Genomic DNA, 13495 nt, shown 5'->3' with positions numbered 1-13495 from the left:
TGGGTGAGCCGGTAGCCTGGGCGGGCGGTGGAGGCGTGTGGGTGCCTGGTGGCCCTCCCGGTCTTCAAAACCGAGGTGCCCGGGGATCTCGGGCAGGCGGGTTCGATTCCCGTCCGCCTCCGCTCCCCGCGTCGCCGGCCGCGCAGCGCCGGCGTCGGTCGTCCACCCGTTCGGTCAGGCCCCGCTCGTCCAGGAACTCCAGCAGCGGCACGGCCACCCGGCGGGTGGTGTCCAGGGCCCGCCGGGCCTCGCTCGGGGTGAACGGCTGGGGAAGTCCGCGCAGTACGGCGACGGCGCGGGTGTCCGCGCCCGGCAGCAGGACGATGCCGTCGGCGACCCGCAGCAGCGCGCCCGCCGTGACCGCGGCGGCCAGTTCCCTGCGGCCGAGCCCCAGTTCGTCCAGCCGTCCGGCCTCCGGGGCGCGGAAGGGCGAGCGTGCGAGGTCCGCCCGCAGCGTGTCGACGGCGGACCGGACCGGCGGCGGAAGGGCTGGGCCCTCCTGTCCGGGGGCGTGCAACCGCCCGCGGCTCCGCCGCAGCGGCACCGTCCCGGGGACGTCGGCGAGGGCGTCGACCAGGGCACGGTCGGGCAGACCGAGCAGCCGCCGGGCCGCCTCGGTGGGGAGTCCTGGGTCCAGCGGACGGCCCGCCGCGTGGCGTTCCACCTCGGCGCCCAGACGGTCCCGCAGCGCCGCCCAGTGCTCCGGGTCGGCCAGCCAGTCCCCGGCGACGGGCGGCGCGGGCGCGGGCACTCCCATGGCCTCCAGCTCGGTCCGGCGGACGAGCCGGCGCCGGGCGAGTTCGGCCGTGCCGTCCGGGCGGCCGGTCATGCCCGCGAGTTCGGCCGCCCTGGCCCGGGCCGCGCCGCGCCGGGTCAGTTCCGGCGGCCGGACGTCCAGCACGGTCACCCCGCACGGCGAGCGCCGCCGCCCGCCGGGTTCCCGCAGCACAGCCCGGTCGCCGATCCGCAGGGGCAGCCGGCGGGCGGACGTCAGTCTGGCCGTGTCCGCGCCGAGCGGCCGTACGGTCACCGGCACGGCGGCGGTGCCGAGGTGCAGGGTGGTCTCACGCGGGAGGTCCTCGACGGGCGTTCCGGTGACCCGGACGTCGAACGTCCTCGTGAGCAGCCAGCGGTCCGGCGTCCACAGCGCCCGGCCCCGGCCGAGTACGGCGTCGGGGGCACCGTGGACATTGACCGCCACGCGCGCCACGCCGACGGCGGCGGGCCTGTCCTCCCGCAGGCACTGCAGCCCGCGCACCCGCAGTTCCGTCGTGCCGTCCCCCGTCACCAGCCGGTCGCCGACCCGCAGGGTGCCCGCGCCGAGGGTGCCGGTGACGACGGTCCCGTGGCCGCGCACGGTGAAGGCGCGGTCGAGCCACAGCCGTACGGGCGCGTCGGCCGGCGGGACGGGCAGCTCACGCACCAGCCCGGCGAGTTCCTCGCGCAGTTCCCCGAGTCCCCGGCCCGTCACCGCGCTCACGGCGACGGAGGCCACCGGGCCGAGGGAGGTGGCGGCCATGCGGGCGACGGCGTCCTCGCGCACGGGTTCGGGATCGGCCAGGTCGCTGCGGGTCACGGCGAGCACGGCGTGGCGCACGCCGAGCGCCTCCAGGATCTCCAGGTGCTCCTGCGACTGCTCCTGCCAGCCCTGGTCGGCGGCCACCACGAACAGCACGGCCGGCACGGGCCCCACGCCCGCCAGCATGGTGGCGACGAACCGTTCGTGGCCCGGGACGTCGACCAGGGCCAGGTGCTCGCCGTCCGGCGGGTCGAGCCGGGTCCACACGAAGCCGAGGTCCAGGGTGAGGCCCCGGCGCCGCTCCTCCTCGAACCGGTCGGGTTCCATTCCGGTCAGCGCCCGGGCCAGGGCCGACTTCCCGTGGTCGACGTGCCCCGCGGTGGCCAGCACCCGCATGCCCGCTACCTCCCCCCGACGGCACGGACCGCCCCGGCGAGGCGGTCGTCGTCCTCCGCCGGCACCGTCCGCAGGTCGAGCAGGCACCGCCCGGCCTCCAGGTGCCCCACCACGGGGACCGGTCCGGTGCGCAGCGGGGCGGCGTACCGCCCGGGCAGGGACAGGGCGGCGCTCGGCAGGGTCACCCCGGGCGCCCCGCCGCCTCCCACGGCCGCCTCGCTCGCGACGGCCCGTGCGTCGATGCCGTCGGCGCCCAGCACGGCGGCGAGCCGCTCGGCCCGCCGCCTCAGCGGTTCCGGCGCGGCGGTGAGTGCCTCACCGGTCGGGGTTCCGGGGCCGGTCAGCGTGGCCTCGAGGGCGGCCAGGGTGAGTTTGTCCACGCGCAGGGCGCGGGCGAACGGATGCCGGGACAGGGTGGTGATCAGGGTCTGGCGCCCCAGGAGCAGCCCGCACTGGGGTCCGCCCAGCAGTTTGTCGCCGCTCGCGGTGACGAGCGCCGCCCCCGCCGTCAACTGGGTCCGGGCGTCGGGTTCCTCGGGCAGCAGCGGATGCGGGGCGAGCAGCCCGGACCCGATGTCGACGACCACCGGGACGCCCAGCGGGGCGAGTTCGCCGACGGTCGCCGCGCGGGTGAACCCGGTGATCCGGAAGTTGGAGGGGTGCACCTTCAGCACGAAGGCGGTGTCCGGGCCGACGGCCTCGGCGTAGTCGCCGGCCGTGGTGCGGTTGGTGGTTCCCACCTCGCGCAGCCGGGCGCCCGTGGAGACCAGCAGGTCGGGCAGGCGGAAGCCGTCGCCGATCTCCACCATCTCCCCCCGGCTGACGACGATCTCCCGCCCGGCGGCGAGCGCGGTGGCGGCCAGCACCAGTGCGGCGGCCCCGTTGTTGACGACGTGCGCGGCCTCGGCGGCCGGTACGGCGGCGCGCAGGGCGGCCAGGGCGGTGCGGCCCCGGCGGGCCCGGACGCCGGTGCGCAGGTCGAGTTCGACGTCGGTGGGCCCGGCGGCCTCCTGCACGGCCTGCCGGGCGGCCGCCGAGAGGGGGGCCCGGCCGAGGTTGGTGTGCAGCAGCACGCCGGTGGCGTTGATCACCGGCCGCAGTCCGCCGGCCGACCGGGGCAGCAGGGACACCGCCGTGTCCGCCACCGCGTCCGGCGGTACGGCGCCCTCGCGTGCCCGCTGCTGGGCGCGGTGGACCGCCGACTTCACCCGCGCCGTGCCCAGCCGGAGCGCGGCCTGGAGCAGACGCGGATCGCGCAGCACGGCGTCGGTGCGCGGAATCCGCCGCCGTACGTCCGTGTCCGCGCCGGTGTCCGTGGGGTCCACCCTCTCCTCCGTTCGGCCCGGCCGCCGGGCGGCCGGTCCTTCATCGTCCACCAGCGCCCGCCGCCGGGAACACGACACGCCGGAGCAGGCTCACCCGTCCGCGCTGTCACCGGCCCCGGCGCCGGGGCGGTCGCGACGGTGCCGGGAGCCGGGCAGCATCTCCTGCACCTTGGCCTTGAGGCCCTGCCTGACCATGGAGGCGCGGTCGCTGTCGCCCTTGAGCACGGCGGAGGCCGCGGCCGCGATCTGGTCCGGCTCGGCGTGCGGGGGGACGGGCGGCACGGCGGGGTCGGTGCGGAAGTCGATGACGAAGGGCCGGTCGGCGGACAGCGCCCGGTCCCAGGCGGCCTCGACCTCCTCCGGCTTCTCCACACGCACGCCGTCGAGCCCGATCCGCTGCGCGATCCCCGCGTACGGCAGATCGGGAATGTGCTGCGACTCCTCGAACTGCGGTGCCCCGGACATCGCCCGCATCTCCCAGGTGACCTGGTTGAGGTCGCCGTTGTTGAGGACGGCGACGACCAGTCGCGGATCCGCCCAGCCCCGCCAGTACTTGGCGGCCGTGACCATCTCCATCATGCCGTTCATCTGCATGGCGCCGTCCCCGACGAGGGCGATCGCGGGACGGTCCGGGTGGGCGAACTTCGCGCCGATGGCGTACGGCACGCCGGGGCCCATGGTGGCCAGGGTGCCCGAGAGGGAGCCGCGCATCCGTCCGCGCAGCCGCAGGTGGCGGGCGTACCAGTTGGCGGCGGAACCGGAGTCGGCCGTGACGATCGCGTCGTCGGGGAGCCTGCCGTCGAGGGCGTGGACCACGTACTCCGGGTTGATCGGGTCGGCGTCCACGGCGGCGCGCCGCTGCATGACCTCCCACCAGCGGGCGACGTCCTTCTCGATCTTCTCGCGCCAGGCCCGCTTCTTCTTCCGGCGCAGACGGGGCAGGAGCCGGCGCAGTGTCTCCGCGGCGTCGCCGACGAGGTTCACCTCGAAGGGGTACCGCAGGCCGATCATGTGCGGGTCGATGTCGATCTGCACTCCCCGCGCCTGGTCCAGCTCCGGCATGAACTGGGTGTAGGGGAAACTGGAGCCGATCATCAGCAGGGTGTCGCAGTCCCGCATCAGCTCGTACGAGGGCCGGGTGCCGAGCAGGCCGATGGCCCCGGTGACGTAGGGCAGGTCGTCGGGGAGCACGTCCTTGCCCAGCAGCGCCTTGGCGACCCCCGCGCCGAGGACGTCCGCCAGTTCCTCCACCTCGGGGCGGGCACCGCGGGCGCCCTGTCCGATGAGGACGGCGACCTTCTCACCTGCGTTGAGGACCTCGGCGGCCCGTTCGATGTCGGCGTCGGCGGGGACGGAGGCGTAGCGGCCGAGGCCCATGCTCGACGGCACCATCTTGAAGGCGTGCGTGGGCGGGCTGTACTCCAGTTGCTGCACGTCGGCGGGGATGATGACGGCGGTGACGGTGCGCCGGGCGTAGGCGGTGCGGAAGGCGCGGTCGATGAGGTTCGGCAGCTGCTCCGGCACCGTCGCGGTCTCGCAGAAGTCGGAGGCGACGTCCTTGTACAGGCTCTGCAGGTCCACCTCCTGCTGGTAGGAGCCGCCCATCGCGCTGCGGTCGGTCTGCCCGACGAGCGCGACGACGGGGACGTGGTCGAGCTTGGCGTCGTAGAGGCCGTTGAGCAGGTGGATGGCGCCGGGCCCGGAGGTGGCCGCGCAGACGCCGGCCCGGCCGGAGAACTTCGCGTAGCCGACGGCCTGGAACGCGGACATCTCCTCGTGCCGGGACTGCACGAACCGCGGGTTGTCGTCGGCTCGTCCCCACGCCGCCAGCAGGCCGTTGATGCCGTCGCCCGCGTACGCGAAGACGTGGTCCACCTCCCACTCGCGCAGCCGCTGGAGTATGTGATCGGAAACCTGCATGGGGGCCATCGACCTTCCGTTCCGCTGATGCGCGCCCGCCGGACCGGCGGCGCCTCACGCTGCCAGGGGATGAACGGGTGCCGTGCGGAGCCCGGCGCAAACGTCGACCGCGCGCACCGGGGACGGGTTCCGGTGCGCGCGGTACGACGGGCCGTGCCGCCGCTATGCGGCCTGTGGCTGCAGGAAACGGGCCAGCAGGTCGTCCAGACTGACCACGCCGGTGAGGGCTCCGGAGCCGTCGCGGACCACGGCGAGCGAGGACCGGCGGCGGCGCAGCAGGTCGATCGCGTCGGCGACCGTCGCGTCCTCGGTCAGCCCGGGCACGGGGCGGGCCAGCGCACGGGCGGCGGCGGCCCGGCCCCTGGCGCGGGCCACCACGGCGTCGCGGGCGTGCACCGAGCCGAGGACCGTGCCGTGTTCGCGGACCAGGAGCCGGGTGCGGTCCCGGGCGGCCGCCACGCGCAGGATCTCGTCGAGGCCGTCGGCGCCGTCCACCCAGACGATCTCGGCGGCGGGCACCTGCAGGTCCCGTACCGGGGTCTCGGGTTCGGTCAGCGAACGCGTCAGCAGCTCCGAGTCCGTCTCGCTGATCAGGCCGAGCCGCTCGGACTCCGTGACCAGGTGGGTGAGCTGCTCCCGGTTGTGCACCGAGGCCAGCTCGTCGCGCGGGGTGACGCGGCACAGCCGTACCAGGGCGTTGCTCACCGCGTTGAGCAGCCGGATCAGCGGCCGTACGGCCTTCACCACGGCCCGGAAGGGCGGTGAGAGCAGCATCGCGGACCGCTCGGGGTGGGCGATGGCCCAGGACTTGGGGGCCATCTCGCCGACCACCATGTGCAGGAACACGACCACGATCATGGCGACGGCGAAGGCGATGCCGTAGCTGAGCGCACTGGGCAGGCCCAGCGTGTGCAGCAGCGGGTCGAGTTCGTGCGAGATCGCGGGCTTGGACACCGAGCCCAGGCCCAGGGTGCAGACCGTGATGCCGAGCTGGGCTCCGGCGAGCATGAGCGACAGCTCGCGCATACCGGCCAAGGCCGATCCGGCGCCGCGCCGGCCCTCGGCCGCGGCCTTCTCCATGCGGTGCCGCTTGGCGGCGACCAGCGCGAACTCGGCGGCCACGAAGAATCCGCTGCCGATCAGCAGCAGCACGGTGACGAAGAGCGCCATCGGGAAACTCATGCCTGCTCCTCCGTCGCCGGGTCCTGCAGCTGCATCCGCACGCGTTCGGGCACGTGCCGGTCGAGGGTGCGTACGCCGATCACGGCGGTGCCCCCGCCGGGCAGCTCGACCGTGAGCCGGTCCCCGATGGCCGGGAAGCGGCCGAGCCGGTCGACGATCAGGCCGGCCACGGTGTCGTAGTCCTCCTCCTCGGGCAGCTCGACGCCGGTGGCCTCGGCCACCTCGTCCAGCCGGCGGCCGGCGTCCACCAGCCAGCCGTCGCCGTCCGCGACGGCGACCTCGGTGACGGTGTCGGACTCGTCGGCGATGTCGCCGACCAGTTCCTCGGCGATGTCCTCGTAGGTGACGATGCCGGCGACGCCTCCGTGCTCGTCCAGGACGACCGCGAACTCGTCGCCGCGTTCCCTCATGTGGGTCACGGCGTCGGGCAGCGGGAGGGTGTCGGGCAGCAGCAGCGGCCGCCGGGCGACCGCGCCGGCCGTGGTGCCGTGCAGACGCTCCGCGGGCAGGCGCATCAGCTCGGCCACGCCGAGGACGCCGCCGACGTCGTCGGGGTGGTCGCCGAGCACGGGGTAGTTGGAGTGGCCGTGCCTGGCGATCAGGTCGACCGCTTCGGCGGCGGTGGCGTCCCTGCGGACGAAGACGGCGTCCACGCGGGGCACCATCACCTCGTCCAGTGTCCGGTCGGAGAACTCCAGGGCGTGGTCGAGCAGGGTGGCGGTGTCCTTGGGCAGGGCGCCCTGCTCGTGGGACTCGCCGATCAGGTGCCCCAGTTCCTCCAGCGTGGCGCCGTGGTGCAGCTCCTCCACCGGTTCGATGCCGGCCCGGCGCAGCAGCCTGTTCGCCGTCGCGTCGAAGACGTGCACGACCGGTCCGACGACCTTCAGGTAGGCCAGCGTGGAGCCGGCCAGCGCCTTCGCCAGCCGTTCCGGTACGGCGATGGCGAGGTTCTTCGGGGCCAGCTCGCCCAGCACCATCTGGACGACCGTGGCCAGCACGAAGGCCAGCACGACGGCGATGCCGCTCACGGCGGCGTCGGGGATGCCAAGGCCGGACAGCGCGGGCCTCAGCAGCGCGGACACCGACGGCTCGGCGATGAAGCCGACCACGAGTCCGGTCACGGTGATGCCGAGCTGGGCGCCGGACAGCATGAACGACAGCCGTTCCAGCACCTTCAGGGCGCGTGCGGCCTTCCGGTCCCCGGAGTCGGCCTCACGGGCCAGGGCGAGGCGGTCGGCGGAGACGTAGGCGAATTCCTGGGCGACGAAGTATCCGGTGCCGGCGGTCAGCACGAACACGCCCAGCAGTCCCAGGAGGGCGTTCGCGGCACTCATCGAACACCATCCCGCCGTGTGCCGTGCTCAGGGGTCGCCTGGCGGGATGGTCGGGGACTGTGCCCCGGGGGGTCCGTCGGTCTGGCGGACAAGGACGTGCTCCTTCTTCGGGTGTACGGGATGTCAACGCTCCCGGCCGGGTCCGTGTTCCCGGCCGGGGCGGTCAGGCGGTGGCCGGTGCCGCGGGACCGACCAGTTCGGACAGCACGTCCTCCATGGTCACGAAGCCGATGACCGTGCCACTCTCCCCGACGGCGGCGGCGAGGTGGCTGCCTTCGGCCCGCAGGGCGGTGAGCGTGTCGTCGAGCGGGGTGTCGATGCGCACCCGGGTCACCTTGTGCAGCGCGCCGCGCGGGAAGGGACGGTCGCGGTCGGCGGCGCCGAGGGTGTCCTTGATGTGCAGGTAGCCCAGGACGGCGCCGTCGGGGCCGGTGACCGGGAAGCGGGACAGGCCCGCCTCGGCGGCCAGCCGTTCCAGCCGGGCGGGGGTGACGGTGTGCTCGACGGTGCGCATCCGCTGCGCGGGGACGAGGATCTCGCCGACCGGCCTGGTGCCCAGCTCGAGCGCGTCGCGCAGCCGCTCCCCGTCGGCGGGACCGAGCAGGCCGGCCTCGCTGGAGTCGACGACCATCCGGGCGAGCTGGTCGTCGGTGAAGACCGACTCGACCTCGTCCTTCGGCTCCACGCGCAGCAGCCGCAGCAGGACGTTGGCGAAGGCGTTGATGCCGAAGACGACCGGCCGCAGCGCCCGGGTCAGCGCGACCAGCGGCGGGCCCAGCAGCAGGGCGGTGGGCACGGGCGCGGCGAGCGCGATGTTCTTGGGCACCATCTCGCCGATCAGCATGTGCAGATACGTGGCGACGGTCAGGGCGATGACGAACGCGATCGGGTGCACCAGGCCGTGCGGGATGTGGACCGCCTCGAAGCCGGGTTCCAGCAGGTGCGCGATGGCGGGTTCGGCGACCGCGCCGAGCACCAGGGAGGAGACGGTGATGCCGAGCTGGGCGGTGGCCATCATCGCGGACAGGTGTTCCAGCGCCCACAGCGTCATCCGGGCGCGCTTCTCGCCCGCCTGGGCACGGGGTTCGATCTGGCTGCGGCGCACCGAGATCAGGGCGAACTCGGCGCCGACGAAGAACGCGTTGGTGAGCAGGGTCAGGGCGCCGACGGCGAGCTGCAGGGCGGTCATCGGGCTCCCTCCACGACCGGGTCGAGTCCGGCCGTGGCCGGTTGGGTGAGGCGTATGCGGTCGGCGCGGTGGTGCTCGACCTCCAGCACGTCGAGCCGCCAGCCGTCGAGGTCCACGACGTCCCCCTTGGCGGGGATGCGGGCCAGGCGGGTGGCGATCAGCCCGGCGACGGTCTCGTAGGGGCCGTCCGGCGCGATGAGTCCGATGTCCGTGAGCCGGTCGAGGCGGACGCTGCCGTCCGCCTCCCAGACCGCGCGCCCGTCCTCCGTGGCGGGGGCGGGCGCCAGGTCGGGCACCTCGAGGGGATCGTGCTCGTCGCGGACCTCGCCGACGACCTCCTCGACGATGTCCTCCACGGTGGCCACGCCCGCCGTGCCGCCGTACTCGTCGATGACCACGGCCATGGTGCGGTGCGCCCGCATCCGTTCCAGCAGCCGGTCGGCGGTCAGGCTGTCGGGAACGAGCAGGGGCGGGGTGGTCAGCTCGGTCACGGGCGTACCGGGCCGCCGCTCCGGCTCCAGGGCGAGTACGTCGCGGATGTGGACGGTGCCGACCACCTCGTCGAGGCTGTCGCGGTAGACCGGGAAGCGGGACAGGCCGGTGGCGTGGCTGAGGGCGGCGGCGTCGGCGGCGGTGGCGTGCACCTCCAGGGCTCTGACGTCGACCCTCGGGGTCATCACGTTCTCGGCGGTGAGCTCGCTCAGGTGCAGGGTGCGGACGAAGAGTTCGGCGGAGTCCGCCTCCAGGGCGCCCTCGGCCGCGGAGCGCCGGGCCAGCGCGCCCAGTTCCTCGGGGGTGCGCGCGGAGGCCAGTTCGTCGGCGGGCTCCAGGCCGAAGCGGCGTACGAACCGGTTCGCGGTGGTGTTCAGGTGCCCGATGAACGGGCCGAAGGCGGCGGTGAACGCGCGCTGCGGTGCCGCGACCACCTTCGCGACCGCCAGGGGCCGGGAGATGGCCCAGTTCTTCGGGACCAGCTCCCCGACCACCATCAGCACGACGGTGGACACCGCCACGCCCAGCACGGTCGCCGCCGTCGGGGCGGCGCCGCCCAGCCCGGCCGTCCGCAGCGGCCCGCGCAGCAGCGCGGCGAGGGAAGGCTCGGCGAGCATGCCGATCACCAGGGAGGTGACGGTGATGCCGAGCTGGGCGCCGGACAGCTGCAGCGTCAGGCGCCGTACGGCGCCCAGCGCGCTCGCGGCTCCGCGCTCGCCGGCCTCGGCGGCACGCTCCAGGTCACCGCGCTCGACGGTGGTCAGGGAGAACTCGGCCGCGACGAACACCGCGCAGGCCAGGGTCAGCGCCAGTGCGAGCAGGAGCAGCAGGACCTCGGTCACCGTGCCACCCCCGTTCCCTCGCTGGCCGTACGGCGCGGACGGGCGGTGGTGGCACGGCTGCTACTGGGAGGATCACCCATCGGGGGACCGTCGCTCCTTCTCGGACGTGTGGACGACATCTGGTGTGAAAGCAGGATGGCCTGTTTCTACGCCAACTGTAAAGGAGCCGCAAAGTCACGTCGGCGGTCGGTCAGGTGATCTCCAGTACGTCCTTCACGGGGCGGCGGGGGGTGGCCGGTCCCCGCGGGCCGTAGCCGAGGCGCAGCACCATGTGCACCTGCCCGGTGCCCGTGGCCGGATCGCGGGCCAGCAGGCGCAGTTCCGGCGCTTCCAGGGCGTGCGAGGTGAGGGAGGTCGCCAGGTCGGCCAGGGTGGCCTCCAGCAGGACCCGTTCCAGTGCCTGCCCGGCGCGCAGCCAGTCGGCGGGGCCTTCGCCGCGGGTGCTCAGCAGGGCCAGGTGCGGAAGGTTCTCGAACACGGTGGTGCCGCGGTCGGCGACCCTCCTGCGGCCGGCGAAGTCCCGGACGGGGGCCCTGCCGCCCTGCTTGCGGGGCCCGAACGCGTACTCCGGGATGCCGTCGACGGCGGTGTGCGCCTCCTCGCCCAGCCGGGTCCAGCGGAGCACGTCCTCGTTGGCCTCGCGGTCCATGACGTCCCGGTTCTCCGCGTCACGGACCAGGTCGAGCACGGTCTCGGCGTGCCAGGAGCCGGGAAAGAGCAGCACGGCGCCCTCGCGGGCCGCGGCCGCCTCCAGGGCGGCCCGCACGTCGCCGGGGATGTCCTTCTCGGCGAAGGGGTGACGGCTGGTGTGCCGCTGCCGGACGGCGGGGTGCAACCGGCTCAGTTCCGTGTCCGCGGGGCGGTGCGGGAGCGGTGCGGACAGCCGGACGGCGGCGAGCAGCAGGGGATCGCCGGGCTCGGGCAGGAGGGTCGTCTCCGTGACGAGGTCGGCGTGCGCCGCGGCGACCCGCAGGTTGAACAGGGCCGCCCCGCAGCCGAGGTGCAGCGACCGGTTGTCGGGATCGGAGTGGGGCATCGCCCGTTCGGGGTCCGCACGCAGCAGCAGGAGGTGCTCCGCGCTCAGGTAGCGGAAGCGCCACGGTTGGGCGTTGTGCATGGACGGTGCCGTGGTCGCGTCGGACACGAGTGTGGTCACCGTCTTGTTGTCGAGTGGTCGCGAAGCCATGCCGTCCTCCTCGCACCCGGCCGGTGAGCCCGGCTCCCGGCTGTGTGGGCGGGTTCCCTGTTCCGTTCCCTGCTACCAGGGTCTCCCGCGCCGTGCGCGCGCACCGTCCGCGGATGTCCGGCATCCGCGCCCGGGGCGGGGATGCCGGACCTGCGGGCGCGCCGCGGTCGTCACAGGAGCCAGCGGTTGCGGCTGACGAAGGGGAGTCGTGCCCAGGCGCGGCCGAGTCCCCAGGTGGCACCGGCGCCCGCCGCCGCGAGGGCGATCAGGACGGCGGCGTAGACGAGGTGGTAGTCGGCGAACGGGTTCGTCGACATGCTCGGCGAACCGTCCGACAGGTGCTGGGCGGGCGGCCACTCCGCGATCCACATCAGCGCCATCATGGCGGTGCCGGCGACCGCGGCGAGCCGCAGGCCGATGCCCGCGACGAGCGCGAGGCCGGTGCCGAGCAGACCGAGCATGAACAGCCAGTCGGCCCAGGCGGCGCCGGCCCAGGCGTGGAACGTGGACTCCACGGGTCCGACGGCGACGTTGCTGAGGAAGCCCTCGGTCGGCGAGCCGCCGTCGGCCCACGCCTTGCCGGAGGGGGTGGCGTAGCCGAAGCCGAACGTCTTGTCCAGGAACGCCCACAGGAACACGAACCCGGTCAGCAGGCGCAGTCCGGCGAACACGTACGCGCCGGTCGCGGTCGCCGCCAGGGTCGCCGGCCCGGCGGAGGCGGGGGCCGTCCGGGCCCGGCGGTGCAGGGACGGAGCGCGGAATCCCGGGTGCGGTCGGGCGTGGTGGTGCACTGCCATGGTGCTCATCCCTTCCAGGGGGTGACGCCGGATCCGGATGGTTCTCGTCGCACCTTCAATGTCCCGCGTCGCCGGTCCCCGGCGGAGGGGCCGCGAGGCCCGCGCCGCGGGCCGAACGTCCCCCGGTCCGGGACCCGTCGGCGGATGTCATCCCTCGAGCGCCGCGGCCAGGTCCACGCCGTACAGGGTCCGTCCGCCGACGAGTTCGCGCCCGGTGACCAGTTCCGGCTCGATGCGGACGAAGACCTCCTGCCTCGCGGGCGCCCAGGAGACCGGGCCGGTGCGGGAGAGGCGCTCGCGTTCGGCGGGGTCGGTCACCACGGCGGCCCGGCCGGTGACGACCACGCTCCAGCCGGCCCGCCTGGCTGCGTCGACGTCGTCGGTCTCGAAGGCGACCACCGCGCCGTCGATCGCGCGGACCAGCGCCGAGTCCGCGGCGGTGCGCAGCAGCACGGCGCCGTCGCCGTCAAGGGCGAAGTTGACCGGCAGCACGGCCGGCATGGCCCAGCGCGTGTAGACGATGCGGCCGACGGGCACCCCGGCCATCAGCCGCAGGCATTCCGTGCGCCCGAGTTCGCGGAAACCGTCATTGGGATACATCTGTCCGTCCGTTCTCCGCCCGGTACGGCGGTGCTGCGTCCTACCGTGAGCCGGGCGAGGCCCGGAGACGAGGGCCGACGGTCCCGTTCCTTCCGGAGACCGGCCCGGTGTCACACCCGCGTCAGTTCGTCGGCGACACGCGCGGCCCACGTCCCGACGGCGGTGAAGTCGCGGAAGTCACCGCCCTTTCCGTTGCGCAGGAGCATCCGGGCGACCCATCCCCCGGCGCCCTCCTCCAGGCGGCCCCCGAAGGTGACGTGGCCCCTGGCGTCCAGCCGGGCCATGGCCTTCTGCACGCCGGGCACGGGCGGGACGTCCCGTTCCGAGGCCGAGGGGTCCAGCGGGCCGCTGCTGAACAGCCACAGCGGCCGCTGGGCGAGGTCGCGGCGGTGCCGGCGGAGGAACCGGCGGGCGTCCTTGTGCCAGCGGCCGGCGTACAGCCCCGCGCCGGCCACCACCGCGTCGTACGACCTCACGCTCTCGACGGACCGGGCCGGGCGGGTCTCGGCCGTCAGGCCGTGCTCGCGCAGGACGTCGGCGACGGCTGTGGCGATCTGCGCCGTCGATCCGTTCGTGGTTCCGTAGGTGACCAACACGGTGCCGGTCATGGCGCCACCTCCCGAGCCGGGTTCTCCAGTACCAGAGTGGCCACGGGCCGCGCCACGGGGCAGAGGCCGCAGGTCCCCGTTCCGGGGCCGGAGGACCCTCCGGGC

At 74.5% G+C, this 13495-nt stretch carries 10 protein-coding genes, 1 tRNA gene and 1 pseudogene; 1 reads left to right on the top strand and 11 read right to left on the bottom strand.

Features of this window, described 5'->3' with window-relative positions; all coding sequences use genetic code 11:
* The first annotated feature begins 29 nt into the window (after window positions 1–29).
* Window positions 30–122 (top strand) — tRNA-Sec (locus F1615_RS19145).
* Between the two features lie 38 nt (window positions 123–160).
* Here the strand turns inward: F1615_RS19145 and F1615_RS19140 are convergent.
* From F1615_RS19140 to F1615_RS19090, 11 genes and pseudogenes are all read right to left on the bottom strand, one after another.
* Window positions 161–1915: pseudogene (locus F1615_RS19140) on the bottom strand (SelB C-terminal domain-containing protein); the annotation flags it as partial.
* A 5-nt stretch (window positions 1916–1920) separates the two neighbouring features.
* Window positions 1921–3240, bottom strand: a complete 1320-nt coding sequence (selA, locus tag F1615_RS19135) for an L-seryl-tRNA(Sec) selenium transferase (RefSeq protein ID WP_244328786.1) — start codon at window positions 3238–3240, stop codon at window positions 1921–1923.
* Between the two features lie 90 nt (window positions 3241–3330).
* A complete protein-coding gene (locus tag F1615_RS19130) occupies window positions 3331–5160 on the bottom strand; it encodes a thiamine pyrophosphate-requiring protein (RefSeq protein WP_149550210.1) in 1830 nt (609 codons plus the stop codon).
* Between the two features lie 162 nt (window positions 5161–5322).
* A complete protein-coding gene (locus tag F1615_RS19125) occupies window positions 5323–6342 on the bottom strand; it encodes a hemolysin family protein (RefSeq protein WP_149550209.1) in 1020 nt (339 codons plus the stop codon).
* Entirely contained in the window at window positions 6339–7676 is a 1338-nt protein-coding gene (locus tag F1615_RS19120; protein ID WP_149550208.1) for a hemolysin family protein, read from the bottom strand. Before F1615_RS19120 ends, F1615_RS19125 begins: the two co-directional genes overlap by 4 nt.
* Window positions 7677–7839: 163 nt before the next feature.
* Window positions 7840–8865 (bottom strand): hemolysin family protein, encoded by a 1026-nt coding sequence (locus F1615_RS19115; RefSeq protein ID WP_149550207.1) that lies wholly within the window; start codon window positions 8863–8865, stop codon window positions 7840–7842.
* Window positions 8862–10199, bottom strand: coding sequence for a hemolysin family protein (locus F1615_RS19110; protein WP_149550206.1), 1338 nt, complete (start codon window positions 10197–10199; stop codon window positions 8862–8864). The genes F1615_RS19115 and F1615_RS19110 overlap by 4 nt, the downstream gene beginning before the upstream one ends.
* 190 nt (window positions 10200–10389) lie before the next feature.
* Complete coding sequence (locus F1615_RS19105; protein WP_149550205.1) at window positions 10390–11385, bottom strand: Acg family FMN-binding oxidoreductase; 996 nt, start codon at window positions 11383–11385, stop codon at window positions 10390–10392.
* A gap of 170 nt (window positions 11386–11555) precedes the next feature.
* Window positions 11556–12182, bottom strand: coding sequence for a DoxX family membrane protein (locus tag F1615_RS19100; protein ID WP_149550204.1), 627 nt, complete (start codon window positions 12180–12182; stop codon window positions 11556–11558).
* A gap of 147 nt (window positions 12183–12329) precedes the next feature.
* Window positions 12330–12782, bottom strand: coding sequence for a pyridoxamine 5'-phosphate oxidase family protein (locus tag F1615_RS19095; RefSeq protein WP_149550203.1), 453 nt, complete (start codon window positions 12780–12782; stop codon window positions 12330–12332).
* 110 nt (window positions 12783–12892) lie between these two features.
* Window positions 12893–13390 (bottom strand): flavodoxin domain-containing protein, encoded by a 498-nt coding sequence (locus tag F1615_RS19090; RefSeq protein ID WP_149550202.1) that lies wholly within the window; start codon window positions 13388–13390, stop codon window positions 12893–12895.
* Window positions 13391–13495: the final 105 nt, after the last annotated feature.

Source organism: Streptomyces marokkonensis (assembly GCF_008312835.1).
Classification (GTDB): domain Bacteria; phylum Actinomycetota; class Actinomycetes; order Streptomycetales; family Streptomycetaceae; genus Streptomyces; species Streptomyces marokkonensis_A.
The sequence above is the reverse complement of the archived record's forward strand: the minus strand, read 5'-3'. Positions and strand labels throughout refer to the sequence as shown.

Bases quoted from the DNA above. Each gene is read 5' to 3' on its own strand.
- F1615_RS19130 (WP_149550210.1), bottom strand. From the start codon at position 5,160: ATGCAGGTTTCCGATCACATACTCCAGCGGCTGCGCGAGTGGGAGGTG.
- F1615_RS19125 (WP_149550209.1), bottom strand. From the start codon at position 6,342: ATGAGTTTCCCGATGGCGCTCTTCGTCACCGTGCTGCTGCTGATCGGC.
- F1615_RS19120 (WP_149550208.1), bottom strand. From the start codon at position 7,676: ATGAGTGCCGCGAACGCCCTCCTGGGACTGCTGGGCGTGTTCGTGCTG.
- F1615_RS19115 (WP_149550207.1), bottom strand. From the start codon at position 8,865: ATGACCGCCCTGCAGCTCGCCGTCGGCGCCCTGACCCTGCTCACCAAC.
- F1615_RS19105 (WP_149550205.1), bottom strand. From the start codon at position 11,385: ATGGCTTCGCGACCACTCGACAACAAGACGGTGACCACACTCGTGTCC.
- F1615_RS19100 (WP_149550204.1), bottom strand. From the start codon at position 12,182: ATGGCAGTGCACCACCACGCCCGACCGCACCCGGGATTCCGCGCTCCG.
- F1615_RS19095 (WP_149550203.1), bottom strand. From the start codon at position 12,782: ATGTATCCCAATGACGGTTTCCGCGAACTCGGGCGCACGGAATGCCTG.
- F1615_RS19090 (WP_149550202.1), bottom strand. From the start codon at position 13,390: ATGACCGGCACCGTGTTGGTCACCTACGGAACCACGAACGGATCGACG.